This window comes from Saccharomonospora glauca K62 (assembly GCF_000243395.2).
GTDB classification, from domain to species: Bacteria; Actinomycetota; Actinomycetes; order Mycobacteriales; family Pseudonocardiaceae; genus Saccharomonospora; species Saccharomonospora glauca.
The window spans coordinates 3,062,798-3,089,660 of record NZ_CM001484.1 but is presented as its reverse complement, the minus strand read 5'-3'; the positions used below and the strand labels follow the sequence as shown (position 1 = coordinate 3,089,660).

Annotated in this window: 33 protein-coding genes; 14 read left to right on the top strand and 19 right to left on the bottom strand. The window is 67.2% G+C overall.

Features of this window, described 5'->3' with window-relative positions; translation table 11 throughout:
• Positions 1-9: 9 nt before the first annotated feature.
• The 8 genes from SACGLDRAFT_RS14480 to SACGLDRAFT_RS23010 form a co-directional block, all read right to left on the bottom strand.
• Complete coding sequence (locus tag SACGLDRAFT_RS14480; protein ID WP_005465554.1) at positions 10-1,857, bottom strand: proton-conducting transporter transmembrane domain-containing protein; 1,848 nt, start codon at positions 1,855-1,857, stop codon at positions 10-12.
• A 5-nt stretch (positions 1,858-1,862) separates the two neighbouring features.
• Positions 1,863-2,168 carry an NADH-quinone oxidoreductase subunit NuoK gene (locus SACGLDRAFT_RS14475; protein WP_005438241.1) on the bottom strand — a complete coding sequence of 102 codons (306 nt, stop codon included), beginning with the start codon at positions 2,166-2,168 and terminating at the stop codon, positions 1,863-1,865.
• A complete protein-coding gene (locus SACGLDRAFT_RS14470) occupies positions 2,165-2,728 on the bottom strand; it encodes an NADH-quinone oxidoreductase subunit J (RefSeq protein WP_005465553.1) in 564 nt (187 codons plus the stop codon). Before SACGLDRAFT_RS14470 ends, SACGLDRAFT_RS14475 begins: the two co-directional genes overlap by 4 nt.
• Before the next feature lie 17 nt (positions 2,729-2,745).
• Complete coding sequence (locus tag SACGLDRAFT_RS14465) at positions 2,746-3,690, bottom strand: NADH-quinone oxidoreductase subunit H (RefSeq protein WP_005465551.1); 945 nt, start codon at positions 3,688-3,690, stop codon at positions 2,746-2,748.
• Entirely contained in the window at positions 3,683-4,918 is a 1,236-nt protein-coding gene (locus SACGLDRAFT_RS14460; protein WP_005465550.1) for a DUF4779 domain-containing protein, read from the bottom strand. Before SACGLDRAFT_RS14460 ends, SACGLDRAFT_RS14465 begins: the two co-directional genes overlap by 8 nt.
• On the bottom strand, positions 4,909-5,256 hold the full coding sequence (locus tag SACGLDRAFT_RS14455; protein WP_005465549.1) for an NADH-quinone oxidoreductase subunit A: 348 nt from the start codon (positions 5,254-5,256) through the stop codon (positions 4,909-4,911). The genes SACGLDRAFT_RS14460 and SACGLDRAFT_RS14455 overlap by 10 nt, the downstream gene beginning before the upstream one ends.
• 332 nt (positions 5,257-5,588) lie before the next feature.
• A complete protein-coding gene (locus SACGLDRAFT_RS22960) occupies positions 5,589-5,717 on the bottom strand; it encodes a hypothetical protein (protein WP_269727380.1) in 129 nt (42 codons plus the stop codon).
• 207 nt (positions 5,718-5,924) lie between these two features.
• Positions 5,925-6,191, bottom strand: coding sequence for a hypothetical protein (locus SACGLDRAFT_RS23010; RefSeq protein ID WP_040919107.1), 267 nt, complete (start codon positions 6,189-6,191; stop codon positions 5,925-5,927).
• Position 6,192: 1 nt separating this feature from the next.
• Here SACGLDRAFT_RS23010 and SACGLDRAFT_RS22790 point away from each other — a divergent pair, with 1 nt between their 5' ends.
• Positions 6,193-6,483 (top strand): hypothetical protein, encoded by a 291-nt coding sequence (locus SACGLDRAFT_RS22790; protein ID WP_040919105.1) that lies wholly within the window; start codon positions 6,193-6,195, stop codon positions 6,481-6,483.
• Between the two features lie 94 nt (positions 6,484-6,577).
• Here SACGLDRAFT_RS22790 and SACGLDRAFT_RS14440 read toward each other — a convergent pair whose 3' ends face one another.
• From SACGLDRAFT_RS14440 to SACGLDRAFT_RS14430, 3 genes are all read right to left on the bottom strand, one after another.
• On the bottom strand, positions 6,578-7,174 hold the full coding sequence (locus tag SACGLDRAFT_RS14440; protein WP_005465548.1) for a DUF305 domain-containing protein: 597 nt from the start codon (positions 7,172-7,174) through the stop codon (positions 6,578-6,580).
• A gap of 101 nt (positions 7,175-7,275) precedes the next feature.
• The gene (locus SACGLDRAFT_RS14435) at positions 7,276-7,881 is read right to left on the bottom strand and encodes a DUF305 domain-containing protein (protein ID WP_005465547.1); all 606 of its coding nucleotides are present in this window, start codon (positions 7,879-7,881) and stop codon (positions 7,276-7,278) included.
• Between the two features lie 84 nt (positions 7,882-7,965).
• Complete coding sequence (locus SACGLDRAFT_RS14430; RefSeq protein WP_005465546.1) at positions 7,966-8,364, bottom strand: DUF6153 family protein; 399 nt, start codon at positions 8,362-8,364, stop codon at positions 7,966-7,968.
• A gap of 401 nt (positions 8,365-8,765) precedes the next feature.
• Here SACGLDRAFT_RS14430 and SACGLDRAFT_RS14425 point away from each other — a divergent pair, with 401 nt between their 5' ends.
• The 5 genes from SACGLDRAFT_RS14425 (at position 8,766) to SACGLDRAFT_RS14405 (ending at position 13,108) form a co-directional block, all read left to right on the top strand.
• Positions 8,766-9,248 carry a hypothetical protein gene (locus tag SACGLDRAFT_RS14425; protein WP_005438253.1) on the top strand — a complete coding sequence of 161 codons (483 nt, stop codon included), beginning with the start codon at positions 8,766-8,768 and terminating at the stop codon, positions 9,246-9,248.
• Between the two features lie 368 nt (positions 9,249-9,616).
• Positions 9,617-10,444: an ABC transporter substrate-binding protein gene (locus SACGLDRAFT_RS14420; RefSeq protein WP_005465545.1), complete on the top strand. Its 828-nt coding sequence runs from the start codon at positions 9,617-9,619 to the stop codon at positions 10,442-10,444.
• An 8-nt stretch (positions 10,445-10,452) separates the two neighbouring features.
• Positions 10,453-11,100 carry an amino acid ABC transporter permease gene (locus SACGLDRAFT_RS14415; protein WP_005465544.1) on the top strand — a complete coding sequence of 216 codons (648 nt, stop codon included), beginning with the start codon at positions 10,453-10,455 and terminating at the stop codon, positions 11,098-11,100.
• Positions 11,097-11,909: an amino acid ABC transporter ATP-binding protein gene (locus SACGLDRAFT_RS14410; protein ID WP_005438261.1), complete on the top strand. Its 813-nt coding sequence runs from the start codon at positions 11,097-11,099 to the stop codon at positions 11,907-11,909. The genes SACGLDRAFT_RS14415 and SACGLDRAFT_RS14410 overlap by 4 nt, the downstream gene beginning before the upstream one ends.
• Entirely contained in the window at positions 11,906-13,108 is a 1,203-nt protein-coding gene (locus SACGLDRAFT_RS14405) for an aminotransferase class V-fold PLP-dependent enzyme (protein ID WP_005438263.1), read from the top strand. The genes SACGLDRAFT_RS14410 and SACGLDRAFT_RS14405 overlap by 4 nt, the downstream gene beginning before the upstream one ends.
• A 169-nt stretch (positions 13,109-13,277) precedes the next feature.
• Here the strand turns inward: SACGLDRAFT_RS14405 and SACGLDRAFT_RS14400 are convergent, their stop codons facing one another.
• The 8 genes from SACGLDRAFT_RS14400 to SACGLDRAFT_RS14375 all read right to left on the bottom strand — a co-directional run bounded on the left by SACGLDRAFT_RS14400 (position 13,278) and on the right by SACGLDRAFT_RS14375 (position 20,030).
• Positions 13,278-14,231: a M56 family metallopeptidase gene (locus SACGLDRAFT_RS14400; RefSeq protein WP_005465543.1), complete on the bottom strand. Its 954-nt coding sequence runs from the start codon at positions 14,229-14,231 to the stop codon at positions 13,278-13,280.
• Entirely contained in the window at positions 14,228-14,386 is a 159-nt protein-coding gene (locus tag SACGLDRAFT_RS22535; RefSeq protein ID WP_005438269.1) for a hypothetical protein, read from the bottom strand. Before SACGLDRAFT_RS22535 ends, SACGLDRAFT_RS14400 begins: the two co-directional genes overlap by 4 nt.
• 120 nt (positions 14,387-14,506) lie before the next feature.
• Positions 14,507-14,650 (bottom strand): hypothetical protein, encoded by a 144-nt coding sequence (locus SACGLDRAFT_RS22320; protein ID WP_157608818.1) that lies wholly within the window; start codon positions 14,648-14,650, stop codon positions 14,507-14,509.
• Between the two features lie 137 nt (positions 14,651-14,787).
• Positions 14,788-15,366, bottom strand: coding sequence for a DUF305 domain-containing protein (locus SACGLDRAFT_RS14395; RefSeq protein ID WP_005465542.1), 579 nt, complete (start codon positions 15,364-15,366; stop codon positions 14,788-14,790).
• A 531-nt stretch (positions 15,367-15,897) separates the two neighbouring features.
• A complete protein-coding gene (locus SACGLDRAFT_RS14385) occupies positions 15,898-17,160 on the bottom strand; it encodes an MDR family MFS transporter (protein ID WP_005465541.1) in 1,263 nt (420 codons plus the stop codon).
• The gene (locus tag SACGLDRAFT_RS14380; RefSeq protein ID WP_005465540.1) at positions 17,157-18,281 is read right to left on the bottom strand and encodes a PLP-dependent cysteine synthase family protein; all 1,125 of its coding nucleotides are present in this window, start codon (positions 18,279-18,281) and stop codon (positions 17,157-17,159) included. The genes SACGLDRAFT_RS14385 and SACGLDRAFT_RS14380 overlap by 4 nt, the downstream gene beginning before the upstream one ends.
• Positions 18,282-18,378: 97 nt before the next feature.
• Positions 18,379-18,756, bottom strand: coding sequence for a putative copper homeostasis (lipo)protein LpqS (gene lpqS / locus SACGLDRAFT_RS23155; RefSeq protein ID WP_456300010.1), 378 nt, complete (start codon positions 18,754-18,756; stop codon positions 18,379-18,381).
• A 533-nt stretch (positions 18,757-19,289) separates the two neighbouring features.
• On the bottom strand, positions 19,290-20,030 hold the full coding sequence (locus SACGLDRAFT_RS14375) for a cytochrome c biogenesis CcdA family protein (protein WP_005465539.1): 741 nt from the start codon (positions 20,028-20,030) through the stop codon (positions 19,290-19,292).
• A gap of 143 nt (positions 20,031-20,173) precedes the next feature.
• On the opposite strand from SACGLDRAFT_RS14375, the gene SACGLDRAFT_RS14370 reads away from it, so the two are divergent.
• The 8 genes from SACGLDRAFT_RS14370 to SACGLDRAFT_RS14335 are packed head-to-tail and all read left to right on the top strand — an operon-like array spanning position 20,174 to position 26,695.
• The gene (locus tag SACGLDRAFT_RS14370) at positions 20,174-20,857 is read left to right on the top strand and encodes an ABC transporter ATP-binding protein (RefSeq protein ID WP_005465537.1); all 684 of its coding nucleotides are present in this window, start codon (positions 20,174-20,176) and stop codon (positions 20,855-20,857) included.
• A gap of 41 nt (positions 20,858-20,898) precedes the next feature.
• Positions 20,899-21,537, top strand: a complete 639-nt coding sequence (locus SACGLDRAFT_RS14365) for a heme exporter protein CcmB (RefSeq protein ID WP_232283969.1) — start codon at positions 20,899-20,901, stop codon at positions 21,535-21,537.
• Positions 21,537-22,256, top strand: a complete 720-nt coding sequence (ccsA, locus tag SACGLDRAFT_RS14360; protein WP_005438281.1) for a cytochrome c biogenesis protein CcsA — start codon at positions 21,537-21,539, stop codon at positions 22,254-22,256. The genes SACGLDRAFT_RS14365 and ccsA overlap by 1 nt, the downstream gene beginning before the upstream one ends.
• Positions 22,257-22,260: 4 nt before the next feature.
• The gene (locus SACGLDRAFT_RS22955; protein WP_005438282.1) at positions 22,261-22,383 is read left to right on the top strand and encodes a tumor necrosis factor receptor family protein; all 123 of its coding nucleotides are present in this window, start codon (positions 22,261-22,263) and stop codon (positions 22,381-22,383) included.
• A gap of 29 nt (positions 22,384-22,412) precedes the next feature.
• Entirely contained in the window at positions 22,413-22,796 is a 384-nt protein-coding gene (locus tag SACGLDRAFT_RS14355) for a cytochrome c maturation protein CcmE (protein ID WP_232283968.1), read from the top strand.
• Positions 22,793-24,763: a heme lyase CcmF/NrfE family subunit gene (locus tag SACGLDRAFT_RS14350; protein ID WP_005465535.1), complete on the top strand. Its 1,971-nt coding sequence runs from the start codon at positions 22,793-22,795 to the stop codon at positions 24,761-24,763. The genes SACGLDRAFT_RS14355 and SACGLDRAFT_RS14350 overlap by 4 nt, the downstream gene beginning before the upstream one ends.
• 13 nt (positions 24,764-24,776) lie before the next feature.
• A complete protein-coding gene (locus tag SACGLDRAFT_RS22530) occupies positions 24,777-26,069 on the top strand; it encodes a cytochrome c-type biogenesis protein CcmH (RefSeq protein ID WP_232283967.1) in 1,293 nt (430 codons plus the stop codon).
• Positions 26,066-26,695, top strand: a complete 630-nt coding sequence (locus SACGLDRAFT_RS14335) for a TlpA family protein disulfide reductase (protein ID WP_005465533.1) — start codon at positions 26,066-26,068, stop codon at positions 26,693-26,695. The genes SACGLDRAFT_RS22530 and SACGLDRAFT_RS14335 overlap by 4 nt, the downstream gene beginning before the upstream one ends.
• Positions 26,696-26,863: the final 168 nt, after the last annotated feature.

Genomic DNA, 26,863 nt, shown 5'->3' with positions numbered 1-26,863 from the left:
CGACCCTGGTCACAACACGATCAGCAACACGACCAGCGCCGTGAGCAGGACGGCGATCTCGGCGTAGTACTGGTGGAGCTGCCCTGTCTGCGGACGGCGCGCGAGGTGGCCGAGCCGCCGAACACCACCGGCGACTCCGCGCACGGCGCCACCCACCACCGGTTCCCAGCGCAGCGTCGTCATGCGAGCCAGCCGCAACCCGAGCGTGGCCGTCCCGCGCACGGCACCGGCCACCACCTGGTCGTCGAACCGGGCGAGTACCTGCCCCGTTGTCACGGCGGGACGGGCGATCCGTTCGCGCGCGAATGCTTCCAGACCCAGCCAGCGCAGCAGCCCGCCCTGCTCCGGCACGTCACCACGGAGGCGGACCACGGCGACGGCGGCAGCGGCGGCGGCCAGCGCCACGGCGGCGGAGACGGCGGCCTCCCACCATTCCGGGGTGGCTTCCCGGCCGTGGGACACCAGCCTGGCGAACGCCGACCACACGCCGGGCACCGCGAGCACGCCGAGCAGCGCGGCCCCGGACGCCAGCGGCGGCAGCACCACGCTCTGCGCCCGGCTGACGCGGCGCGTGCCTGGGTGCTCGGTGTCGAACCGCGGTTCCGCCGTGGGCGGCGACCACACCAACGTCACCGCCCGCATCGCGTAGGCGGCACTCAGCGCGGCAGCGGCGAGACCGACGAGATACAGCGCCGGTGCGGACGGCACTGTGGCCGTGAGCACCTGGTCCTTCGTCGCCCACAACGACAATGGGGGCAGCCCGGCGAGCGTCACCGCGCCCACGGTGAACGTGGTTCCTACCACCGGGTAGCGCCGTGCCACGCCCGTCAGATCCGGCAGGTGCTTGGTGCCGAGTGCCATCAGCCACGCCCCGGCCGTCAGGAACAGCAAGCTCTTGGTGAGCGCATGTGCCACGAGTTGCGCGCTGCCGGCCGCCACGCCACCCGCTCCGGCTGCCAGCACCATGAAACCCACCTGCGAGCACGTCGACGCGGCGAGCAACTGCTTGAGGTCGGTCTGCACCACCGCGACGGCACCCAGGGCCAGCGCCGTGATCGCGCCCAGCCACGCGACGAGCGGGGGCGCCCAGGGGGTGGCCGCGAGCAGCGGCTCCAGCCGCAGCAGCAGGTACGACCCGGCCGCCACCATCGTGGCCGAATGCAGCAGCGCCGAGGTAGAGCTTGGACCGTCCATTGCGCGGGCCAGCCAGAAACTGAACGGCAGTTGTGCCGACTTCCCCGCCGCGGCAAGGATCACGCCCCCGGCCACGACGTCCCGCCAGCCGTCCGGCAGTCCTGCGAGCGCGTCTAGCGTGAGACCGCTCGCCCCACCCGCGAGCGCGGCGCCCGCCGCCACGTAGAGGCCGAGATCGGCCGCCCGGGTGACGAGGAACGCCACGGTGCCCGATGCGGCGCGCCGGCGCTGGCGCCAGTGGAACCCGATGAGCGCGTACGACATCGCGCTCATGACCTCCCACGCCATGAGCAGCGTGACGAGCGTGGTGGCCGTGACGGTCAGCAGCATCGCGCTCGCGAACACGAGCATCAGCCCGTGGTAGCGCGCCTGCGCCTCGCCCGCGCCGAACTCGCCCGCCGCGAACACGAGCACGGCGAGCGTCACCACCGCGACGGTCACCACGAGGACCGCCGAGAGCCCGTCCACCCGCAGCCCGAACGTGATGCCGCGCAGGTAGGGAACCGACATCGCCGGGCGGATGATCGCGGCCGCGATCGACATTCCCAGCGTCACCACGGACGTCGTGATCGACACCACCGCAGCATGATGGTCGGCCCGATGGCCGGCCAACAGCAGCGCGACGCCGACGACGAGGGGCAGCCCGAAGAGTGACCACAGCATGCCCGTCAGTCCTTCAGGTCGGCGGCCATGTCGGTCATGTCCACGTCACGGGCCCGCAGCAGCGCCGTGGCCACGGCGAACCCGGCTGCCATCTCGATGGCCATCGCGGTCACCGCGACCGCCACGAGCACCTGGCCGTCCGGGCGGACCGGCGAGGTGAAGTACCAGAACCCGGCACCGCCGACGAGCACGCCGTTGATCATCAGTTCCAGGCCCATCATCACCATGACGATGGACTGCTGGGACAGCGCGCCGTACACCCCGACGCTGAACAGCGCCGCTGCCAGCAGCAGGTAGTCCTGCAGCGTCATCGGCCGACACCTCCGCGCACGGGGTCACGCGGTCGCGTGCGGTCCAGTCGGTCGCCGAAGCGGTCGTAGCGGCCCCGGTGGGTCGAGAGCACGACGGTGACAACTATCGCGGCGAACAAGGCCAGCCCGAGCACCATCATCACGAGCATCTTTGAGCCCATGAGCGCCTCACCCAGCTGCCTCGTGGTGTCGGGCGGTGGTGAGGCCTGCGACGTGGGCCAGTCGATGAGGTAGATGCCCGCTACGAGCAAGGCGAACGTCCCGACGGCGATCCCCAGTGAGCCCTTCGGGTTGTGCACCATGCTCATGGGCATCAATCCGGCCGGGTTCATCATGTACATCACCATGAAGACCACCATGATGAGCATTTCCATGATCATCATGAGGATGACGAGCACACCCAGATAGGTCAGGTGGATCAGCAGCAACGCCAGCCCCGCGAACACGAACGACGCGAGCAGCGAGAACGTGGCCCTGGCCATGGAATCCACCCGGAACACCAGGATTCCGGTGATGACGGCACCGGCCGCGCACAGCCAGAACGCGATCTGTGTCCACATCGGTCCACCTCCTCATGTCACGATGTGCGGGCCAGGACGACCACGGCCACGACCAGAGCCTGCAGCAGAGTGAGCGGTATCAGGACGATCCACGACAGTTCCTCGAACCGCTCCATGCGGATGGTGGGCAGCCGACGGCTCACCCACACCAGGACCGCGAGTACCGCCACGGTCTTCACGAGTGACCACAGCCAGCCGGGGAGTACCGGGCCGAGGCCGCCCCCGAGGAACAGCGGCACGGACATCGCCGCGCCGGACACGAGCAGCAGCCAGCGACCGGCGCCGAACACCAGCCGGTCCGCGCCGGACATCTCGGCGGCCGCCCCTCCGGCGATGTCACGGCCGAGTGGCGCATCGAACGGCGGGAAGAACGCCATCATGAGCACTGAGATGAGGAACACGGCGAACGCGACCGGCATCCAGACGGCGAACCACAGGTTCTGCTGTGCCGTCACGATGTCGCTCACCCGGAGCGAACCGGCGCCGATCGCTGCGGTGGTGAGCACGAACATGTGCGGCAGTTCGTAGGCCAGTCCCTGCGCCAGGAACCGGTACCCGCCGACGAGCCCGTACGCGGAGTTGCCGCCCCAGCCCGCCAGCCACACCGCCGCCCAGGCGACGACTTCCATCGCGTTGAACCACACGATGCCGACGGCGCTGTCCCCGACAGCCCAATGCCCCAGGGGCGTGACGAGAGACGCGAGCAGGGCCGCCGCGAACAGCGTGACGCCCGCGCCCCGCCACAGCAGTGTGTCAGCTGCCAGGGTGCGTCGTCGTTGCTGCACGAGCAGGCCCGCTGTCTCCCGCAGTGGCGAGGTGACGGCCGTGCTGAACCCGGTCGTGTCCGAGGTCCCGGCCGCGCGGGCGGCAAGGTGCGCGTCGAATGCGGCGGCCGCCAGCGCCAGCACACCCAGCACTACGGGCAGGAGGAACGCGCCGGGCCACCCGATCGCCTCAACCATGAGCGACCTTGGGGGTGGTCACGGTGTCGAGGTCGGGGTCGAGACTGGCCACCAGCAGCCGGGCCAGGGCGAACTCTGTCCCCGTGAGGAGGTCAGGCAGCGCGTCGAGCGTCCATCTGGCCTCACGCGCACGGTCGTCCTCATCGGACGGCGTAACGGTGCCGGTGAGTGCTCGCTCAGCGTCGCCGAGCCACCGATACAGCCGGGTGAGCGTGTCGCCGCGCAATCCCGGTGGGGTCGAGGGCACGTCAGGCGTGACGCCGACCCCCGTCAGGGACCAGCGCAGGACACGCGAGCGGCGGACGCGCCGCGCCCATGCCGAGAGCAACGGGGCTATGTTCTCCGGCCGCGTCGACCGGCCGCCGGGCAGCACCTCGTCGCGAAACCGGCGGGCGGTGGCCGCGGCGTCGGCCCAGCCCGCGACCGATAGGAGGCGGGCGCACGAGTCGAGGCGCCAAGCGGCCACCCGGTGGGCGTCGCCGGTCCAGAACGGGTGAGGGTACGGGGCACCCCCACAGCCCACGGTCTCGACGGTCGCGTCCTGGATGATGTCACCCTGCAGGGTGCTGTGCACGATGAGCCCGGCGGGCCAGTCCGGCAGCACCGGGCCGAGCGGCAGATGTACCCGGTCGAGGGTGAGCCCGTCCCGGTCCTCGCCCCGGTCGGCCATCGCGACGTTGCCGGGCATGTCCATGCCACCCATATCGTGACCCATGTCGTGGTGCTGGTGCCCGCCGACGTGGTCTTCGCCTTTGTTCTGGCTGTCGTCATCGTGCTGGTGCCCGGAGTCGTTGCCGCCCTCGTTGCCGTGGTGGCTACCGTGTGCGCTGGCGTCGTGGCTCTCGTGCCTCTGGTGTCCCTGCTGCTCATGGCCGATGTCATGGCCCTCGGGTGGTGCGTCGTCGTCCTGGTGGCGCTGGAGGTCGGCGTCCCGGAGGGTGGCGACCGCCGCGTCCACTGCAGACGGTGCGGCAGTCGCGGAGTCGATCTGCGTCCGCGCGCGCGGCCGAGGGATCTGCGCCCACACCGCTTCCACATACGGCCGCAGGTCGTCGTCGAGTGGGCCCGCGACGACCAGGAGATTCGCCTCGGCGGGACTCGCCGCCTCGCGCCAGCCGCGCTCGCGCAGCACCCGTTCGGCGGCGAGCCGGGCGGCGGTGCCACCCGGTGTGGCCGTCACCAACGGATGGGGCGGAGTGTGGCGCAACAACCACTCGGTCAGGCCCATCGCAGTGCCCCCTCACGCCACGCGTATACGACACCCGAGAAGAGGATCGCGAGGAACACGAACATCTCCACGACCGCCGACGTGCCCTTCTCCGCGACGACCAGCGTCCACGGGTACATAAACACCATCTCCATATCGAAGACGAGATAGATCATCGAGACGGTGTACCAACGGACGTGGTACCGCGACACGGCGTGCTCGGCGGGTGAGTGTCCGGAGAGGAACGGGTAGACGTTGGCTCTGGTGCCGCCCAAACGGGCGGCGAAAGCGATGCCGTAGAGACCGGCGACACCCACCAACGCCACAGCCAGCAAGACGAGCGCACCGGTGACGGTCATGCGCTACTCCCTCGGCCGACATGCAATACCAGGCACGGGTATTCCCCGTCAGTGGCGGAAGTATTCACGATCCGTGTGTTACGCATCGTGGCACCCCGGTGCGGGCGGCACTCGAACGGTTCTTCTGCGCGAATTGTCCCGGGTATGTGGGAGGAGGGACAGGGTTTCCGTCGCTATGACACAGGCGATGCTCAGCGAAGCGGGAGTGCAGTGGGAACGTGCGCCTACCATCGCCCGACCGGTGGATGCCGGTCTCGGTGGTGACGTAGATCTTGGGGGTAGCTCCCCGCTGCGAGAGCTTGTGAGGGACCGTTGACCTGGTCGGCCGGGGTTCACAACGCGCCGCCGTCCTGGCTGGTGCGGACCGTCCCGTTTGGGATCGGCCCCGCCAAGAGCAGCAGCCGGATCGCACACACACCGCTGAACTCGGGGTGGATGCCTTCGACTGGGGCCTCAATCATGCCGAGACATGGTCTATCCCTGCGCGGTCGACATCGCCGCGCCGCTGGCCATCGTGCGCGGCACGGGGTGGCCGCCGACCGTGGGATTGTCATGCGCACCGGCGAGGCGTTCCAGACCTCCCGGCTGGTGCGGCGGATCGTGTGGGACAAGGCCGGCAACCTGACCGAGGGCAAGCCGACCGTCCGCGCCGTGTGCCCCGTCGCCGGTCATGAGGACGAGGTGTTGGCTTTGGCCGCCGCCGCGATATCGGTGGCAGCGAGCGTGCTGGCTGGCGGGTCGCCGATCAGTTCGGGAGCACTGAGGTCCGGGAGCTGGTGCGCTCGGAAGGTAAGGCCGAGACCGTGCGGGAATTGCAGGCCGACGGCACCTGTGTGGCCATGGTGAGCGATGGCATCAATGACGCCCTCGCGCTGATGCAGGCCGACGTGGGCATCGCGCTGGCGGCACCGAATCGCCGTCGAATCGGCCGACATCGTGCTGCCGCGCGACCAGGTCGGTGCCGTGCTGGATGCCCGCGACATCAGCGACCGCGCCTATCGGCACACCCGCGGCAACATTGCCCTGGCGTTTCTGTTCAACGGCATCGGCGTCCCGCTCGCCACGACCGGCCTGGTGTACCCGGTCTGGGCGATGGTCGCCATGGCAGCCTCGGTCACCACTATCTTCGTCAACTCCGTGGGTACGCGCCCCTCCCTGCTCATCCAGGCCATCGTCGGTGTCGGACGGCAGCGAATCGAAGACCCGAAGATTGCAGTGCGGCAGTAACGCCGGGCTGCCACCTGATTTGAGACCGCTCGACCCCGACCGGTTTGCGCGATGAGTAGCTTGGTATGACTACGCGGTTCTTTCTCCGGGTGTTCTACTGGCCCAGTAGTGCCGTCATCTCCTCGATCTCTTTGCTCTGCCGGTCGACGATGTCTTGGGCGTACATCGACGTCAGCGTGTCGCTGCCGTCGCGGAGTTGCGCTTGCGCGAGGTCGACGGCGCCTTGGTGATGTTCGATCATGGTTTGCAGCCACAGTGTGTCGAATGCCGGGCCCGTGCTCTGCTGGAGTTGCTGGAATGTCTCCTCGGGCATGAGGTGGGAGTGGTCGTGTTCGCCGCTCGCGCCGCCCGGTGTGACTGTTTCGCCCCACAACTTCAGTTGTGCCAGTAGTGCGTTCTTTTCGGGGTTCTGAGCGTCCTTGATGCGCTGCGCAAGGTCTTTCACCTCGGGGCTGGACGCGCGTTCCAGCGCGAGTTCGGCGACCACGACGGCCTGTTCGTGGTGCGGGATCATGTCCTGGGCGAACTCGATGTCGCTGCGATTGTGATCGCTGTCGGCTATCGCCGTGGTGGGGGCTGTGCTCGGTGGGGCAGTCGAGGTGGTGGTGTCGGTCTCGCCTGTGCCACCGCATGCCGCGGTGAGGACGAGGAGTAGAGCCAGCGAGGGCAGGACACGATGTGTGCGCGGCAAGGGAGGGTCCTTCGCGTCGGGATGTCGTCGTAAGACCGGGCCCGCGGACTCACCCAGTAGGTGGGTTCGCAGGCCCGGAAGTGATGTGTTGTGGAACGCGCTCAGCCTTCCAGCAGTGATCGCATCTCGTTGATCTCTGCTTCCTGAGCGTCGATGATCTGCTGGGCGAGTTCCTTCACCTCGGGGTTGCTGCCCTCGTCCAGCACTGTTTCGGACATGTCAACGGCGCCCTGGTGGTGCTCGATCATCAACTCCAGGAACAGCCGGTCGAACTCGGCGCCGTTGGCCTGTTCGAGTTTCTTCATGTCCTCGGCACCCATTCCGGGCATCTCATGCCCCATGTCGCCGTGGTCCATCCCGGGCATGTCGTTGTTGACGCCCCAGGCGTCGAGCCAGCCGTTCAGCTGGTCGATCTCAGGTCCCTGTGCTTGTTTGATGCGCTGGGCGAGATCGAGGATGTCGGGGTTGTCGGTGCGGCCCTCCGCGAGGTCGGCCATCTCGATGGCGCCCTCGTGGTGAGGGATCATCCCCTGGACGAAGGTCACGTCCGCCTGGTTGTGGGTGGCCTGTTCAGCTGACGCGCTTGTGCTGGGCTGGGAGCCGGCGTTACCAGTGGTGTCTGCGCCCTCGGTGCCTCCGGTGCATCCGGCGGCGAGCGCCGCGGCGACCGCCGTGGCGAGGGCTGCATAAGTCAGGGACTTCTTCATGGTGCTTGTTTCCTCTGTGTAGGTAGATCTGTTGTGTTGCCGGGACGCCGCGCGAGCTCGATGAACTCGCCCGGCGTGGTGACATCACAGCCGCAGCACACAGAGGTCGTAGGCGAACCCGGCCGGGACCGGTAAGGGGATGGGGGGAGCACGCCCACCACCGGTCCGCGCGGCGAGGGGCCTGAGCCTGGTGACGGTGTCCCGGAATCGGCGGATGAGCCGGACGGGAATCAGCAGGACGATCGACCCGACGAGCACGGCGAAGCACAGATGGGCCAGTACCGATGAGCCTTCGTGTGAAGGTGCTGACGAACCGTCGTGCTCGGCGATGTCGTGCTCGGTGGTGACCTGCTGGACAGTGGCCGACGGGTCACCGTGTTCGATGTGCTGATTCGCGACGTGGTGCATGAGGACCAGCCCGAGCAACACCGAACAGACCAGCAGCCAGCGCGCGAGCGCGCTCCGGCGTTCCAGGCCCGTCACCGTGACTCTCCATCGACAGGATCGTTCGTCACCACTCGACCAAGCGTACAAGCACGCCGACTCGATGACCTTTGCCCGTGCTCGGTCGCATGAACCTGGTCACCGGAACTGCGAGCGCACGGTGAAGTTGTGGCCACTGTAGGAACTTCCATGATCACCACGCCTGTGCCTGCATGAAGGCTCCACCGTCATCGTCGGGCTCAACGGCCTACGCCTGCTGCGCCGCGGCGCCTGGCGCCGCGCGAGCCAACCGGCGCAGTCGGCCAATGCGGCCGGTAGTCGGTCGTGAAAGGCGGTGTAGTTGCGACAGGCCGGCGCATCTCACGTCTGCCCGGCGACCGCCGGTGTACTATCGACCATCGTAGTTTTGGGGCCACGGTGGAAGGGGAGATGGCACGGTGATGCAGTTGCAGCACGTCGACAACGCTGCCGGCGAGCAGGTGCGGGAGGCAGCCGACACACGGCCGTGGCGGTGGGGTAGGGGAGTCGGAGTGGCGCTGCTGAGCGCCCTCATCGTGGGTGTGCCGACCGATGTGATCGACACCGGCTGGTTCACCAGGATGACCCCGGTGCGCTGGTGGGAGTACCCTGCTCTGGCTCTGACGGTTTTGCTGACCGGGCTATGGTTCGCGATCGTTCCCCAGGTCGCGAACACCCGTGGCCAGAGGCGGGTCCTGGGTTCTTCGCTGCTCTCGGCGTTCGCCGTGGGATGCCCGGTCTGCAACAAGCTCGTCATCGGCGTGCTCGGGGTCTCCGGTGCGTTGGGAGTGTGGGCACCCATCCAGCCGGTCCTCGCGGTGATCTCGCTGTCCGCGCTTCTCGTGGCCGTGGTCGTACGGTGGCGTGGGCGCATGTGCGCCACCGAGGGTTGCCGGCCTTCTTGAACGGCCGCGCGCGGGTTCACCGGCTCCGAGATGTCTACCGCTGCTACACCTTCTGGGTGTCGGAAAACGTAGCCTGCCGTCCGTGACGCTGTCGTGGACGGCAGGCTACGTCGGCCGACAGTCTCCGTAGTGACAATGCGTTCGAACAGCCGAAAGTGTGCTGATTTCTCGACCGTTCCTGTCTGACTTGCGACTCCGCTGGTTCTGAAAAGCCCTCGGGTGGACCATTGACTCCATACCCCACCCCCGCATAGTGTTCCGTCACTCGATCGAGTGACGAAAAGCACGACCGAACCGGCGAACCAACGGGCGGCCTTTGGCTCGCACCGTCTCGCCGCGGCTTTGCTGCCGAGAGGGAGGTCAAGGGAATGTCACAAGTCGGGCGAATGAGAAAGGGGCTCGCGCTCCTGCTCACCATGGCCAGCGCCGTTCTCATGGGTTGCTCAGGCGGGGGATCCACCGATGTGTTGGCGGACGTGCGGGACAGCGGCACTTTGCGAGTCGCGCTGACCCAGGCCAATCCGCCGTGGAACTTCCTGGACGACGGCAAGCCTGTGGGCTACGACGTCGACGTCGCGCATGAGGTGGCTCGCCGGATCGGAGTGGACAACGTCGAATTCGTGGCATCAAATTTCCAGAGCTTCATCGAAGGCGTTCGAGCGGAGCGCTTCGACATCGTGATCTCCGGTCAGACGATCACCGAGGAGCGCAAGCAGCAGGTTTCCTTCTCCAGGCCGTACCAAGTCAACGGCGTGGCGATCTTTGTTCCCAGCGGCGACCGTAGCATCGGTTCGCTGTCCGATCTGGAGGACAAGGTGGTGGCCGTGTCCGCCGGCACCACTCAGGAGCAGTTCGCCAGAGAGGAGATTCAGGGTGCGCAAGTCAAGACCTACCAAAACGCGACGCTGGGCTTGACTGATCTCGCCCGAGGCAATGCCGATGCGATGCTGGTCTCACGCTTCCAAGGCAGCTACCTGGCCAAGCAGAACGACCTGGCGGTCAAGCCGGTGGGTAAGCTGCTGGAAAGTGAAGTCAACGGGATGTCCTTCCGCAAGGGCTCTCCCGCGTTCAAGAAGGAGATCGACAAAGCGATCGCGAGCATGATCGCCGACGGCACGCTGAGTCGTATCTCGCAGCAATGGCTCGGGCTGGACATGGTGCCGGAGCTGAATGCCTTACCGCCGGAGCAGGGGTAAGGGCAGCCATGGACATGCTGGTCGATTCTTTCCCGATGTTGATCAAAGGTCTGGGTGTGACCCTGTTGCTCGGGGTGGTGTCGTTCGCGCTCGGCTCCGTGCTGGGCGCCCTCGTCGCTCTGGCCCGCATCTCGGATTTTCGAGTGTTCAGGGGTATTGCGATCATGTTCGTGTCGGTGTTCCGGGGCACCCCGCTACTGATTCAGATCATGATCATATACCTCGGTCTGCCGCAGCTCGGGGTGCAACTCGAACCGATCCCGTCGGCGATTCTCGCGCTGAGCCTGTTTGCGGGGGCGTACCTCAGCGAGAACTTCCGCGGCGGCATCCTCGGTGTCGACAAAGGACAGTGGGAGGCCGCTTCCTCGATCGGAATGCCCTACTGGCGGACCTTCCGCCGAATCGTGTTCCCGCAAGCCATCAGGATCGCGACGCCCGCAGTGGGTGGGCGGTTCATCGCTTTGATGAAGGACACGTCGCTCGCCTCGGTCGTGACCGTTGTGGAGCTCACCCGAGTGGCGGAGAGCATCGGTAACGCGAACTTCCGGTACATGGAGGCGTTCCTGATGATCGGGGCCCTCTACTGGCTGATCAACACCTTGCTGTCCGTCGGGCAGGGAATGCTGGAGAGGCGAATGGGAAAGGCATACGCATGACCACGGCCACGATCGAACTCACAGGCATCCGCAAGGCCTTCGGCGATCTGGAGGTACTGCGAGGCGTGGACCTCTCGGTGGAGCGTGGTGAGGTCGTCGTGCTCATGGGCCCGTCCGGGTCGGGCAAGACCACACTGGTGCGCTGCATGAACCTGTTGGAGGAACCTGATGCCGGCCACGTGCGGATCTGCGGTTGCGCTTTCCAGTGCGGTGTGCGGCGCGACCGTCGCGGGCGGGCAAGGTTGATGCAGCAGGTCCGGCAGCGGACGGGCATGGTGTTCCAGCAGTTCAACCTGTTCCCGCATATGACGGCCCTTGAGAACGTGATCGAGGGGCCCCGGCAGGTGCGGAGGCTGCCGGGCGCCGAGGCTGTGTCCCTCGGCGAGCGGTTGCTCGACCGGGTCGGGCTGGCTGACAAGCGCGATGTGTATCCCTCACGACTGTCGGGCGGCCAGAAGCAGCGGGTTGCCATCGCCAGAGCGCTGGCGATGGAGCCGCAGGTGGTTCTCTTCGACGAGCCGACATCGGCGCTCGACCCGGAACTGCATGCCGAGGTGCTCCAGGTCATCCGGGAGTTGGCCGCTGATGGGATGACGATGGTGATCGTCACCCACGAGACGCACTTCGCCCGTGACGTCGCCGATCGCATCGTGTTCATGGACGGTGGTGTGGTGGTCGAGGAGGCCGCACCCGAGACCTTCTTCACCACACCGGCCAAGGAACGGGTGCGCTCGTTCCTCCGGCTTGTCGATCACTCAGCACTGCCCACGGACGTTCCGGCCGCGCAGGTCGGTGAGGAGGTCATATGACGGCGGCCGCGGTGCACACCTTCGACGTGGAGCGAGCGCGGCGGGAGACCCCGGGCTGCGAGAACGTCGTCCACCTCAACAATGCCGGTGCCGCCCTGATGCCGACGCCGGTGCTCGACCGTACCGTCACGCACCTGAAGCTTGAGGCTCGTGTCGGTGGTTACGAAGCCGCAGCGCTGGTCGCCGAGGAGATCGAGGACGTCTACGGTTCGGCGGCACGCCTGCTCGGCTGCCGTACCGACGAGATCGCCGTGGTCGACAGTGCGACCCGGGCCTGGGACATGGCCTTCTACTCCGTCCCGTTCCGTCCTGGTGATCGGATCCTGACGAGCGAGGCCGAGTACGCCAGTAACTTCATCGCCTACCTCCAGCTGGCGCAGCGCTACAACCTGCGGGTCGATGTCGTGCCCAACGGCGAGTCCGGGCAGATCTCGGTGCCGAGGCTGCGCGACCTGATCGATGAGCGGGTGCGGCTCATCTCGCTGACCCATGTCCCGACCAACGGTGGGCTGGTGAACCCCGCCGCCGAGGTGGGCAAGGTCGCCAGAGACGCCGGTGTGCTGTACCTGCTGGACGCCTGTCAGTCGGCGGGACAGATGTCGCTCGATGTCGACGAAATCGGCTGCGACATGGTGTCCATGACCGGCCGGAAGTACCTGCGCGGGCCCCGCGGCACGGGCCTGCTCTACGTCCGGCGGGAAGTGCTCGACGAGCTGGCGCCGCCGATGCTCGATCTGCACGCCGCGACATGGGTTGCTCGCGACGAGTACCGGATACGTCCCGATGCCCGGCGTTTCGAGTCGTGGGAGTGCAACTACGCGGCCAAACTCGGCCTTGGCGCGGCGATCGACTACGCTCTCGGGTGGGGACTGGACCGCATCCGAGGGCGCGTATACGCGCTGGCCGACGAGCTCCGGCTGAGCCTGGCTCAGTTACCCCAAGTCACAGTTCACGACGCGGGCGTCGAACGGTGCGGGATCGTGTCCTTCACGGTCGACGGCGTCGCGCCAGCCGACGTGCAAGCCGCGCTCGGCGCACACGGGATCAACGTCAGTGTGTCCAGAACCCCCTCGACGAGACTGGACATGGAGAATCGCGGGCTCGAGGAGCTCGTGCGCGCGTCGGTGCACTACTACAACACCTGCGAGGAGCTCGCGATGCTCTGCGACGTAGTACGCGACATCGGCCCCCGGCGTTAGCCGGGCTGTGACGGACGTCGCGGTCCTTGTGCGGCCGCGGACAGGCTGGCTCGCGCTACGGGGTGAGTCGGTCGAGCCCGAAGGAATCCTCTCGCCAGTACGGCTCTCCGCGGACTACGCCGTTGTGGTTGCCGAGGCCATGGGCAAGGCAAGGCCGAGTCCGGTCGTGTCAGCCGCCGACCGGGCAGGCCAGCACCGCCAGGGCGAACAGCAGCGACGGGCCGGTCAAGAACGGGACGGCGGTGGCCAGGGCCCCGGCCGCACCACAGGACAGCGCTCTGCGGGCGCCCCCGGGTGCCTGCGCCACATGCTCCAGGCGAGCGAGCCGCACGCGGACCGTATCGCGCCCCATGGCCAGGGCCACGCTGGGCGCGTCATGCCCGGAGACAGCCAGCAGCGCGGCACGGACGGCAGCGGGGCCGCACACTCGAGTTGCCGACATGTCCGCGGCTAGTTCCACGAGCTCGCGGATGGCTGCTGGCGCCTGCCGGAATAGCGGAACGAACGGCAGCGTGCGCCGCAGGCTGTCCATAACCGCGATCAATAGGTGATGATGCCCTCTCAGGTGAGCACGCTCGTGCGCCAGCACAGCGGCAACCGCGTCGGCGGGCAGGTGCCGGGTCAGGCCTTCCGTCGCGATGATCACGCCAGGCCGGCCGAGAAGGCTGAACGCCAGCGGCCGGTCGTGCGCCAGCCAGAACGTGTTCGGCGTGGCCGCATCCGGCCACCCGGCCAATCGCAGCACCGAGAGCCGTTCGCGGCTTGCCCGCCGTAGCCGCAGCAGTTCGCGCGCCGTGACGACAGCGCAGCGCACGACGACAACCCCCAGCAGGGCGGCACTGGCGATACCCAGCAGGTCCTCGAACCGTGGTGGGGAGCCGTGCTGCAAGGCTGCCAGACATCGGTTCAACGCCCACGTGAGGGAATCGGCAGGCCCGTGGCCAGGCGTCAAAAGGAGGACAACGCCCGCCGTCCCGGCTGCCGCGACACCCATGATCGACGCAAGCCAGGCGACGAGCAGGGACCGTGGGTCTCGGCGGCGGAGATCGACGCGTCGTAAGCCCTGGGGCACGAGCCATCCGGCCGTGATGGTTCCCACCAGCAGAGCCAAAGCCAGCGTCATTGCCCGTTGGCCTTCCAGGAGAGCGCGTTGCGCAGGTGCACGGTGTCGTGCTTGGACGCTGTGTGAAAGAAGCGCCACAGCGCTCCCTCAGTGCTGCCAGAACAGGTCTCTCCGGCTTCGGCGGGCTCGTCTGCGCCCCACAGCACGTTCATCATCGGGTGTCCCGCCCGCCGAGCCTGAACATCGCGCCTCCCGCCATCTTGCTAACGAGATCCCCTGTCAAACGGCCTACTATCGATACTAGTGGTTTGGGGAGTGGCGACCGAGCTGTGCCGTCAGGACGGCAGTGTGGCAGCCAACACGGTGAGGATGGCTGTCATCGTCGGCAGCCGCTTCAGGAGGTCGCGAACCTTAATCGGCTCTGCCGCATGCCAGAGCATCTCCACTACCGTGGCTTCGAGTTCACCGGGCCCGCGCATGGCGCCTCCTCATAGGGAGTCATCCTACGGGGCGAAAGCTGCCGAGCCGGGTACCTGGACCTGCTCCAGGGAGCGCGTCAAGGCAATGTGTGGCTGAGCCCGGCGACGCCTGCCGCGGAAAGCCGGCCGTGGGGCGGTCAGTGCGGGAGGAGCCCCACCATCTCGCGGATTTCAGCGTCCTGCGCCTCGATGATGCGCTGGGCGAGTGCCTTGGCGTCGGCGTCGCTGCCTTCCTTCAGTTCTGTCTTGGCCAGCTCGATCGCGCCCTGATGATGCTGGATCATCATCTGCAGCCACATGACGTCGAACTCGGAGCCGGTCGCCTGTTCCAGCTGCCGCATCTCCTCTCCGCTCATCATCCCCGGCATGTCGGACTTATCGGGGGCTGCAGGCGCGCCCCACTTCTTCAGCAACCCGGTCATCTGCTGGATCTCGGGATCCTGCGAGCCTGTGATCTGCTCAGCGAGGCTTTCCACATTCGGGTCGGTGGAACGCTCCAATGCCAGGTCGGCCATCTCCACTGCCTGCTCGTGATGCGGGATCATCTGTTGGGCGAAGGCGATGTCGCTGTCGTTGTGACTGCTCTGCTGAGCCTCGCCGGCCGCTGTCGGTGGCGTGCTCCGGCTCGAGTCCACGGCGGACGTATCGCCGGTGCCGCAGGCCGTTGTGAGGGCGAGGACGGCAGCCGCGCTCGCCCCGATGAGGTATTTCTTCATCGGTGGTCTTGGTTCCTTCTGCGCTGCGTTGTCGGAGGACGATCGTCGTGAGGTCAGGGTGATGAACCGTGACCTCTAAATGCGCAGAACGCAGACGGATGTGAGCAGAGTTCTCCCCACGAGCACTGATCTCTCGCGAGTCCGCGGGACCTGGGCGCAGCAGAGTAGGGTCGCTGCCAGACTGCGCGCATCCCGGAGTACGGACCTCAGCCGCGAGGAGAGCAGGAGCAGAGGGCCAGCAGTGAACAGCACGGCGAGGCAGAAATGCAGTGCGTCGTGCGCCGGGTCGCTCGGCGTCGAGTCGGTGGGCGACTGGCTGTGCCCTTCCGCTGCGCCGCCGGAGTGGGTGGTGTCGGCCACGTGGGCCTCTCCGGCTGCGGGCAGGTGGGATGTCGAGACGACATGGTGCATGCCGAGCACTGCGAGAGCGAGCACGCACAACAGCAACCACTGCGGCACACTGCTGCGCGTACTCCTCCTCATGCCAGCCAGGATAGCGACGTCTCGATGCTGTTCTGCCGATGCGCTCGGCTACCTCATCGGTTGCCCGGCCGGCTCGGCGGTCAGTTGGCGGCTGCGGTGGAGTAGGTGCAGGGCCAGCACGCAACCCGCCCCGATGAGGGTCAGCCCGGCCCAGATCAGCTGTGGCCACCCGGCTTGGTGGGCCAGGCCGAACACGGTTCCGGTGAAGAGGTTGCCCAGCAGGATGCCCACGCCGATGACGGTGTTGTAGAAGCCGTAGTGGGTGGCGACGAGGTGGTTGCGGGACAGGCGCACGACCGTGTCCATCTCGAACGGGAACACCGCGATCGTGCCGAGCGCGAGCAGGGCCGCCGATAGCAGTACGGTTGCTCCGGCCAGTACGGGCCCGACGGTGGCGGCGCCGGGGACGAGCAGGAGCGGGACGAACGCCATGGACAGCAGCGTCATCCCGACGACGATGCTGCGGCCGGGGCCCCACCGCTTGCTGAACCACGCGGTTACCCTGAGTTGGCCGGCGATCGCGACCGCGCCGGATACCACGAACAGCGACGTGACCAGGGCGGTGCTGCCTGCCTCGGATCCCACGATCGTCTGTGCCTGCAGCGGCAGCGCCAGATAGACCTGGAACGACAGTACGTACGAGCCGATCATCGCCAGGGAGAACAGGACGAACTGGCGGTTGGCGACGACCGTTCGCCATTCGGCGAGGACAGAGCCGCGGTCCGGGCCGCGGTCGGCCGGGTGCTGTGGCAGCGCGCGTGCCTGGAGCACGGTCAGCGCGCCGAACACCGCGGCCGCCACGAGGCAGGTGATCCTGAAGTCGAGCGCGGTGAGGGCCAGTCCGACGAGCGGGCCCAGCAGGATGCCGCCCTGGTAGAAGGTGTTGAACAGGGCGAAGGCCTCCACCCTGCGGTCTCCGGCGTCGGCGGCGAGGTAGGCGCGCACCGCGGGGTTGAACAGGGCACCCGCGAATCCGGTGGCCGCGGAGGCGATCACCAGGGCGGGCAGCGAGCTGACGATGGCTAGGAGTGCGAAACCGCCGGTGCGCAGCACGCACCCGGCGATGATCAGGGGCTTGTAGCCGAACCGGTCGGCGAGTGTCCCTCCGACGAGGAACATGCCTTGCTGGGAGAAGTTCCGCACGCCGAGCACTAGCCCGACCGCCCACGCGGCAAGGCCGAGCGGTCCGGCGAGGTAGCCGGCCAGGTAGGGCATCAGCATGTAGAACCCGACGTTGATGCCGAACTGGTTGACCATCAACAGCTTGCTCGGCCGGTCGAACGTGCGGAACTGGCTCACGAGCTGGCTCATACGAGGGCCTCCTGCGCTGTCACGGGGTCAACGACGTGACTACATCGCGTCCAGTGCCGCACCACCTGTTCTGACGGGGTGCCGATCGTGTCGGGTTCGGAGGCAGGTGCCGGGCCGAGTAACTCGTGCTCGGCGCAGTAGTCGTCGTTGTAGATGGTGTCGAAGTAGCGGTGTGGGGCGTCGGGGAAGATCGCCGCGATCCGGGTGTCGGGATCGTTGTTGCGGGCGGCCCAGCCGGCGACGAGCGCGACTGCTCCCACGCTCCAGCCGCCGCTCGCGTAGTGGGTGGAGGCCAGCCTCCGGCACGCCCACACGGCTTCTCTGGGGGCAACCCAGTGGACCTCGTCGAAGGCGGGGTAGTCGACGTTGCGGGGGTAGATGCTGGAGCCGAGCCCGCGCATCAGCCGTGGGGCGGCCGGCTGACCGAAGATCGTGGAGCCCACGGTGTCGACTCCGATGAGCCGCAGGTGCGGGCAGAACTCCCGCAGCACCCGGGCGATGCCGGCCGAGTGCCCGCCCGTACCGACCGAGCAGACCAGGATGTCGATGCGGCCGAGCTGGCCGATGAGCTCCGTGGCGAGCGAGGCGTAGGCCTCCACATTGTCCGGATTCTGGTACTGATCTGGGCACCATGACCCGGGTGTGCTCTCGAGCAGCTGCCGGACGCGCTCGCGCCGCGCCTCCTGCCAGCCGCCGGTCGGGTGCGGCTGCGTGACGAGCTCCACCCGGGCGTTGTGTGCGGCGAGCATGCGGCGCATGATCGGTTCCATGCCGGGATCGGTGACCAGCGTGACGGGGTGCCCGTAGACGATCCCGGCGAGGGCCAGGCCGAGGCCGAGAGTGCCGCTGGTCGATTCGACGATCATCGCACCGGGTGCGAGCTCGCCTCGTTCCTTGGCCCTGCCCACCATATGCAAGGCGGGGCGGTCTTTCATGCCGCCGGGGTTGGCGCCTTCCAGCTTGGCCCAGAAGCCGTGGCGGGAGCCGGTGAACGGTTCCCCGATCCACAGCACGGGCGTGTTGCCGATGGCATGCCCGGGCGAGTGGCAGCGCGCGGCCGGACTGAGGAGCTGGGCCGGCGACGAGGTCACCAGCGGTGTGCTGAGAAGTGTGTGGTTCATCCCTGTGTCGATCCTTCGCGAAATGCGGTGAGAAACAGCGGTCTGAGGACTGCAGCCGGTGGCCGTGCCGAGCTCGTGCTCGGCACGGCTGGCGCGCTCAGGACCGTGCGATGCAGAGATCGAGAAGCAGGGTGCGCCCGGTTCGTCGGTGCGTGCGGTGGCCTACTGACGGCGAGCCCCGCGGGATGCAGGGACCGGATTGGGTGACGATCGACACTGCGATCGCCAGGGCCCCGAGCGCTGCCAGGCCGTCGAGCGTGCCCTCGGAGCGGGGCAGCGCATGGCCGGTCTCGGTGAGGACGTGCTGCTGGTCGGGATGACCCGGGTGGCAGTCGGTGTTCGCGGAGTGTCCAAAGTGAGCTGAATGCTGCGCGACAACGGCCGCGCGCACTGTGTTATGTCCGTGGTCACTCTCGGTATGGGAATGGGGTTCGCACAGCAGTATCAGGTGCAGAGCGACGAATGGCACGAGCACCGCGAAGGCGGCGGCGACCACTAATAAGTGGTGACGATGTGCGGCCAGTCGAAATCTCACAGTAACGAAAACTAACAGCCGCGAGGTGTTGTTGGGGTAAACGGCCTAGCGGATTAGCCCGTTCGGTCCCTGGTATCGCCGTGGAGGGGTACCCCTGCAGCAGCGTTTGTGCCCTGCCTTCACTACGATCCTTCATCGTTGATTGGGGTGCTCTCGTGAACGGGAGCCCACCATGGCCGTGTGGCCTCGACCGCTCTCGGCCTGTGCGGGTGCCGGCGCGAAAGACCGCTCGAGGTGATCATTCTCTGTGTGATCCCTCGCAGGTCAGATCGCGAGTGGACGGTGGGCGGACGTCTGGGGTTGTCCTGCACGCGGAGGGCAGGCCGCTCAGTGCTTTCGCGTGGCAGAGTTGCCGCCGCGTCGCCGTCCTGCCCCGGAGCCAACACGGACAGCTTTGGCGACAGTCAGAACAACGGACAACGCTGGACCGACGCCTGGCATTCGTCTACGCGCAGTCCGTACCGTGCGGGTGGTCAGATGGGCGGCCAGCCGAGGCGTGCGTAGAAGCCGAGCATCCGACTCATGAGGGCGGTCCAGCCACCCGTCATCATCACGATCCCCATGACGACGAGGACAAGGCCGCCGGCGACTTCGATCCGGCGTGAGTGGTTCCGAAGCCAGTTGAGGCGTACCTTGCCCTGGGCCACTCCCACGGCGACCAGTAGGAACGGCACCCCCAGGCCGAGGGAGTAAGCCAGGAGCAGCAGTGTGCCTCGTGCCACGGTCGCGGTGCTGGCAGCCGTGGCCAGGATGGACGCGAGCGCCGGTCCAACGCACGGCGTCCAGCCGAACGCGAACGCGGCGCCGAGCGGCAAGGCTCCACCCGGCCCGCGGCTGAACCTGCTGAGATCGAACCGGAACTCGCGGTGCAGGAACGGAATCCTGAGCAGACCGGTCATGGCGAGCCCCATGATCACGATCAACGTGCCGCCGACCAGGTTGATCGTCCGTAGGTTCTGGGCCAGTAGCAGCCCCAGCGCGGACGATGTCGCGCCGAGTGCTGTGAACACCGCGGAGAAGCCGGCGACAAACAGCGAGGCTCCGAGCAACGCGCGACGGCGCGCGCCGGCAGTCAGGCGCCCGGCGTCCGTCTGCTCCCTCGACAGGCCTGCGACGTAGGAGATGTAACCGGGCAGTAGCGGGAGGGTGCACGGTGACGTGAACGAGATCAAGCCTGCCACCAGCGCCAGCGACGCCAGCGCGAAGAACTCCACGTACGTCGACCTCCGTTTCCTGCCTGTTGGGGCCCCGGTGGGTGGGTACGAGGATGCCCTCGTATCCTCCTACGAAAGATAGTAGACAGTACCGTGCTGAGCCTCGCGTCCGGCGGTCTCAGCGCTCATGCGAAGCAGGATCGATGCCGAAATTATTGACCGAAGACGAGGCCGTCGTGTCGTTGGTGGACATCTCCGTCGACGTCGATCGTGTGCCGGTCCTGCGCGGGCTCGATCTGACCGTGCGCAGGGGTGAGTCCGTCGGATTCATCGGCGCGAACGGTTCTGGAAAGACCACACTGCTGCGGGTCCTGGCCACATTGCTGCCACCCACCAGGGGCAAGGGACGCGTACTCGGTGCCACGCTCGGTTCGCCGGCCTGCGCGGCGGTGCGCCCGCGAATCGCGTTGGTAGGACACGCCCCGGCGTTGTATCCGCAGTTGTCGTTGCGAGAGAACCTGCACTTCGTGGCCAGGCTCACTGGTCACCGCGACGGAGAGGCGGACGAGGCCTTGGAGTTGGTGGGCTTGGGCGGGGCCGCCGACCGATGGGCTGAGGTGTGCTCGCAGGGCATGCAGCGGCGAGCCGAGTTGGCCAGGGTGCTACTCACCGAGCCTGCGTTGCTACTGCTGGACGAGGCGCACGCTGGTCTGGACACGGCCTCGGCAGGGTTGGTCGAGGCCGTCGTCGGGCGGGTACGGGCCCGGGGTGGCGCTGCCGTCGTGGTCTCGCACGATCATCCGCGGCTGCTCGACGTGGCGGATCGCGTGGTAAAGATCGCAGACGGACAGGCGACTCCGGTCCAGCCCGGGCCGGTGGTCGCATGAGCGCGGATACCACGCCTGGCGCGCTGCGGCAATGTCTTGAATTGGCACGTAAAGATCTGCGGCAGGAACTACGGGCCGGAGAGGCGCTGCTGGTGACGGCACCGTTCGGGGCAGCTGGGCTGCTGCTGGTCCCGCTGGCCATCGGCAGCGATGTCCCCCTGCTCCGCCAGATTGGCCCGGGCCTGTACTGGGTGGTCATGTTGCTGTTCGGTGTGCTGGTGACCCTGCGGCAGAGCGCGGTGGACGGGCCGGCACAACTGGCGATGGTGCGGCTATTCGGTGTGCATCCGGCGGTGCGCCTGGCCGGGCGAGCGGCAGCGAACACGGTGCTGCTGTTGATATTCGAGGCCCTGCTCATACCGGTCGCGGTCATCTTGTACGACCCGGACCTTTCCGGCTGGGTCTGGCTGCTGCCGGTGTTCCCGCTTGTCGCCGTCGGGCTGGCGCTTTTGGGCACGCTGGCCAACGCACTCGCGCAGGGACTGGCGAGTCGCACCGCTCTGGGGCCGCTGCTGGTGGTGCCGGTGTCACTACCCCTGTTGCTGGGCGCGACGCAGGTCCTGGAGGCCGCGCGGTACGGCCACCAGCCATGGTCGTGGCTCCTGCTCATTCTCACTGTCGACCTGGCCGTGGCGGTCGCCCTCGGCCTGGTCTCCCGGCACTTGGAGGAGGCCGCGTGATGCTGTTCGGACGTCGCTTGTCGATTGCCACCGCGCTGGTGGTGGCAATCGGGATCGCAGGTGCGATGCTCGCTCCGCCCGACCGGCTGCAGGGCAACCTGCAACGGCTGATGTACGTGCACGTGCCCGCGGCGTGGGTGGCCTACCTCAGCTTCGCGGTGACGGCGGGCGCCGCTGCGGCGTGGTTGTGGCGGCGCCAGCCCCGCTACGACCGAATAGCCGTAGCGAGCGCCGAGGCGGGCGTGTTCTTCACCGGACTGGCGATCGTGCTCGGTTCGATCTGGGGTAAGCCCACCTGGGGTGTGTGGTGGACGTGGGACCCGCGAGTGGTGACCACGGCGGTGATGTTCTTCGTCTACCTGGGCTATCTCGCGTTGCGGCGAGCGACCCTTGATCCGGTGGCCCGCGCGCGCCGGTCGGCTGTGTTCGGCGTGGTGGCGTTCGTGCAAGTACCGATTGTGCACATGTCGGTGGTGTGGTGGCGAACGCTGCACCAACCTCCGACTGTGCTGAAACCGGGTGATCCGAGCATCGACCACACCATGCTGGCGGCGTTGTTGGTCAACGTGTTGGCTTTCACGCTGTTGTACCTGGTCATGGTCCGGGCGCGTGTGCGGCTGGAGGCATTGGAGGAAGAGCTCGAGGCCAGGCAAGTGGCCGAGGGTCGGGAGCTGGCAGGCAACGCGGTGCTGGCTCCGCGGTTGGAGAAGGGTTCGTGAGCTGATGTTTGAATGGGCCTGGGTAGCACTCGGTTACGGTGCCACCGCGCTCGCCATGGCGACGTACTTGATCAGCCTGACCTATCGGTGGGCACGGGCACGGCGTCGAATGGGAGAGCAGCGGTGAAGCGCTACCGAATGCTCGCGGTGTCCGGAGTGGGGCTGGTCGCGGTGTTGGCCGGCCTGCTGTTCTTCGGCAACCTCAATCAGAATCTGGTGTACTACCTGACCCCGCAGGAAGCCGTTGCTCAGCGGGCCGACTTCGCCGACGGACGCCGCTTCCAGCTCGGCGGGCTCGTCGAGAAGGACAGCGTGGTCAAGACCGCGAACGGACTGCGGTTCACGCTCACGTCCGGCACCGGACCCGGTTCCGACACGGTGGCCATCGAGCATCACGGCGCGCCAGCACAGCTGTTCCAATCCGGGATTGGCGTCGTGCTCGAGGGTTCCTGGCGTGGCGACGTCTTCGTCTCCGACACGATGAAGGTCAAGCACGACGAGAACTACCAGCCACCGGCCCCGGATGGTGAGAAATCGTGAGCGTCGTGACTCCCGCGGTGGGCTGGGGTGGCACGCTGTTGGGCCTGTCCGGTTCGATCGTGTTGGCGCTGTTCGGCTTCCGCGCTCAGCAGCGCCCCGAAGCGATCCGCCGAACCCAGTTGCGGTTCGCCGTCGGTTGCATGGTCGGTGGTGCCATCCTGGCGATGGGTGCGCTCGAAGTGGCCCTGCTGACGGACAACTTCGCCGTGTCCTACGTGGCCGAGAACCATTCCCGCGCAACGCCACTGCTGTTCACGATCACCAGCGCCTGGTCGGCATTGGGCGGCAGCATCATCCTCTGGACACTCGTCCTCACCGGCTACACGGCCATGGTCATGCGGCAGGTGCGCAGCACCCACGATCGGTTGGGCACAGGAGCACTCGGCGTGCTCGGCCTGGTCAACATCTTCTTCTTCGTCCTAGTGTCCACCGTGGCCAACCCGTTCAAGATTCTGCCTGACCCACCGGCGGATGGCCCCGGGCCCAATCCCATCCTGGCCGACCACATCATGGTGGCCTTCCACCCGCCCATGCTTTATCTCGGGTTCGTCGGGTTCACCGTGCCGTTCGCGTTCGCCATGTCGGCGTTGCTACTGCGCAAGGGTGGCGTGGAATGGCTGCGGCGAACCCGGCGGGCGAACTTGGTCGCCTGGAGCTTCCTGACCGGTGGGCTCGTGCTCGGGGCGTGGTGGTCCTACGAAGTACTCGGTTGGGGTGGCTACTGGGCGTGGGATCCGGTCGAGAACGCGGCACTCATCCCATGGCTCGTGGCGACCGCCTTCATCCACTCCGCTGTCGTCCAGGTCAAGCGCGGGATGCTGCAAGCGTGGAACTTCGTGCTCGTGATCGCCACATTCGCGTTGACGATCCTCGGCACATTCCTCACCCGCTCCGGCGTCGTGGCTTCGGTGCACTCGTTCACCGAGTCCGGCGTTGGCTCGGTGTTCCTGGGGTTCCTCATGTTGGTGCTGGTCGGCGGGTTCACTTTGTTCGCGCTGCGCGGTGAGCGCATTGCCTCGCCGTCACGGCCGGAGTCATTGGCCAGTCGCGAGGGTGTGTTCCTGGTCAACAACCTGTTGCTGACCGTGTTCGCGTTCGTCGTGCTCACCGGCACCCTGTACCCGATCGTCGTTGAGTTCATGACCGGGGAACAGGTCTCGGTCGGCAGGCCGTACTTCGACCGGATGTCCGTGCCGCTGGCGTTCGCCCTGCTGTTGGCGATGGGCATCGGCCCGTTCACCCCTTACCGTTATGCCTCACCTCGCGTGTTGTGGACCCGGCTGCGGGTTCCGCTGCTACTCGCCAGCGCAGCTGCGGCGGCTCTGGTGCTCGCCGGAATCCGCTCGCCGGGCGTGGTCGCCGTGGTTGCCATCGCGGTCGGCATCGTCGCGGCGAGCGTGCGCCACCTGATCGTCACCGCGCCGAAGCCCCGCTGGAAGGGCGTGCCGCGGCTGCTGCGTGGGCAGCGTGCGTACTGGGGCGGACAGTTGGCCCACATCGGCGTCGCGCTGGTCGCCGTCACCATCGCCGTGTCCGGGGCCTTGGCCAGCAAGGCCACGGTGACCCTCGACCGCGGCGAGACCGTCGAGTTCGCCGGCTACGAGCTGACGTTCGATCGTACGGAGCGGCATCAGCAACCGGATCGAGTGAGCACTGACGCGCACATCGTCTTTCGTGACGGTGATCAGGTGGTCTGGATCGGTCGGCCGCTGCTGAACACCTTCCCCAACCAACCCCAGTCGATCGGCCAGCCCGACGTCTGGACCACCCCAGGGCGCGACATCTACATCTCCCTCGCCCAGTTTGACCCGGAGCGCGTGTCGCTCAACCTCTACCACTACCCCCTGATGGCATGGCTGTGGGTCGGCGGCTTTGTGATGGCCGCAGGCGGTTTCTGGGCACTGAGTGGCCGGGCGCAGCGCACGAGCCGGCAGGACTCGCTGGAACGGGTGACCATCGATGCGTAGCCGCGTGACTCAGGTGAGCATCGTGCTGGCCGTGCTGAGTCTGCTGGGCGTGACGATGGCAGGACTGCTGACCGGCTGGTCGGGCACGGAGGATCAGGCCTCCGAGCTCGAGCAGCGGCTGCGTTGCCCGACGTGCGCGAGCGTGTCCATCGCCGAGTCCCCCTCCGATACCGCGACGGCCATGCGCACGGTGGTGGCCGAGCAGGTCGCCGCCGGGCGAACCGACCAGCAGATCATCGACTACTTCCGCGCCCGCTACGGCGACTGGGTCCTGCTCGACCCACCCGCGAAAGGCCAGACGCTGCCGCTGTGGCTGCTGCCGTTCGCCGCGCTGGCGGTCGGTGCTGTGGTGCTGATTTTCCTCCGTGGCCGGCGGTCACCGGAACCGGGCGACGATGTACTAGACCCGGCCCAGCTTGAGCGCGTTGCCCGCGCGGTCGAGCAGGCGCGGGCCAAAGCCGACAGGGAGGAGGTGCCTGCCATGAGCGTCGAGCGGGAGCGGCTCGAGCAGGTGCGCGACCAGGCACTGGCCGACATCGTCGATCTCGAGCGGCAGGTTGCCGATGACGAGATCCCGAACCACGCCGCCGTGAGGCTGCGGCGACAGTACGAGGCGACCGCCGCGCGAGCCATGGAGGAGCTGGAAACGCAGCCGCCGGAGGAAACAACCACCACCGCGCAGCGTCCTCGCTCGTCGCGGCGCCGGAGAGGCCGGCTCGTTGCCTATGTGAGTGCCACGGCTGTAGCCGTTTTCGCGGCCCTAGTGCTGCTTCCGCAGTACGTGGCCGAGCGGCCCGAGGGTGGGTTCATCAGTGGCAACGAGGTCATCCAATCACCCGCAGGAGCGCCGAGCTCATCAGCGCAGCCACCGAGAGACCTGTCGACGGTGACCGAGGCCGAGATGGAGCAGGTGGTCGCCGCCAACCCGAACGTCCTCGGTATGCGCCTGGCCCTCGCCAGGCGCTACGTCGAGAAAGGCCAGTACGACAAGGCCTCCGAGCACTACGGCGTGGCCCTCACACAGGCCCCGGACGACCCGCAGGCCCGATCCTCTGCTGCGTGGCTGTTGCACAAGATGGGGAACACCGAAGCCGCTCTCCGGTTTCTCGACAAGACGCTGCTCGGCGCACCGGGCTCGCCGGACGCGCTGTGGTACAAGGCGAGGATCCTGCTCGACGGGCGCCGGAATCCGGCAGGCGCACTGGAGATACTCCAGGGTCTGGTCGAACGCGGCGACCTGGAACCCGAGCGCCTTGCGGAGGCCGACCAGCTGATGACGCGTGCCCGGGAGCAGACAGAACGATGACCATAAAGGACAATATGCGGGAGAGCCCCGGGCGATGGCGGGTAGTGCGCTGGATCGCCTTGGCGGCCGTGATCGTCGTGATCGGCATCGGTGCGGTGTTCGGCAGCCGGCTCGGCGAGGACCCGACCCTGGTCGACAGCCCCCTGATCGGCGAACCCGCACCGAGTGCGGCCCTGCCTTACCTGGAACGCGAGGGATTGCTCTCGCTCGCCGACCTCCACGGCCAGATTGTCGTCGTCAACTTCTGGGCATCGTGGTGCGTTCCGTGCCGGGAGGAACATCCCGCACTCGTCGCTGCCGCCAACAACTACAAGGATGCGGGCGTGGCCTTCGTGGGTGTCAATTTCCAGGACCAGCGCGGTGCGGCGGTCGCGTTCCTCGACGAGTTGGGCCGTGGAGACTCTCAGGTATACCACTATGTGACTGACCCCGATTCCAGGCTCGCCCTCGACTTCGGTGTCTTCGGCGTCCCGGAGACGTTTTTCATCGATCGCACTGGTACGATCGTTGGTAAGATCTCTGGAGTATCCGACTATCGGCTGCTCTCCTCAGCCCTTGACCAGATGCTGTCCGGTCGCGCCCCGGAGTCACGCATCGAGGGCTCTGTCCAGCCCGCGCCGTCATAAGTTCCTTGCCATCTGGGTGGATGACCAGCCCTGTGCTTCTGTGCTGTTCGTCGCTTCGGCTTTCTGTCAGTGATAACACGACGATCATCGTGACATGGGCCGGTTCGGGTACTACTATCTCGTCTAGTAGTGCTGAGGCTTGTGTTGCTGTCACGTGACGGGCCGCTA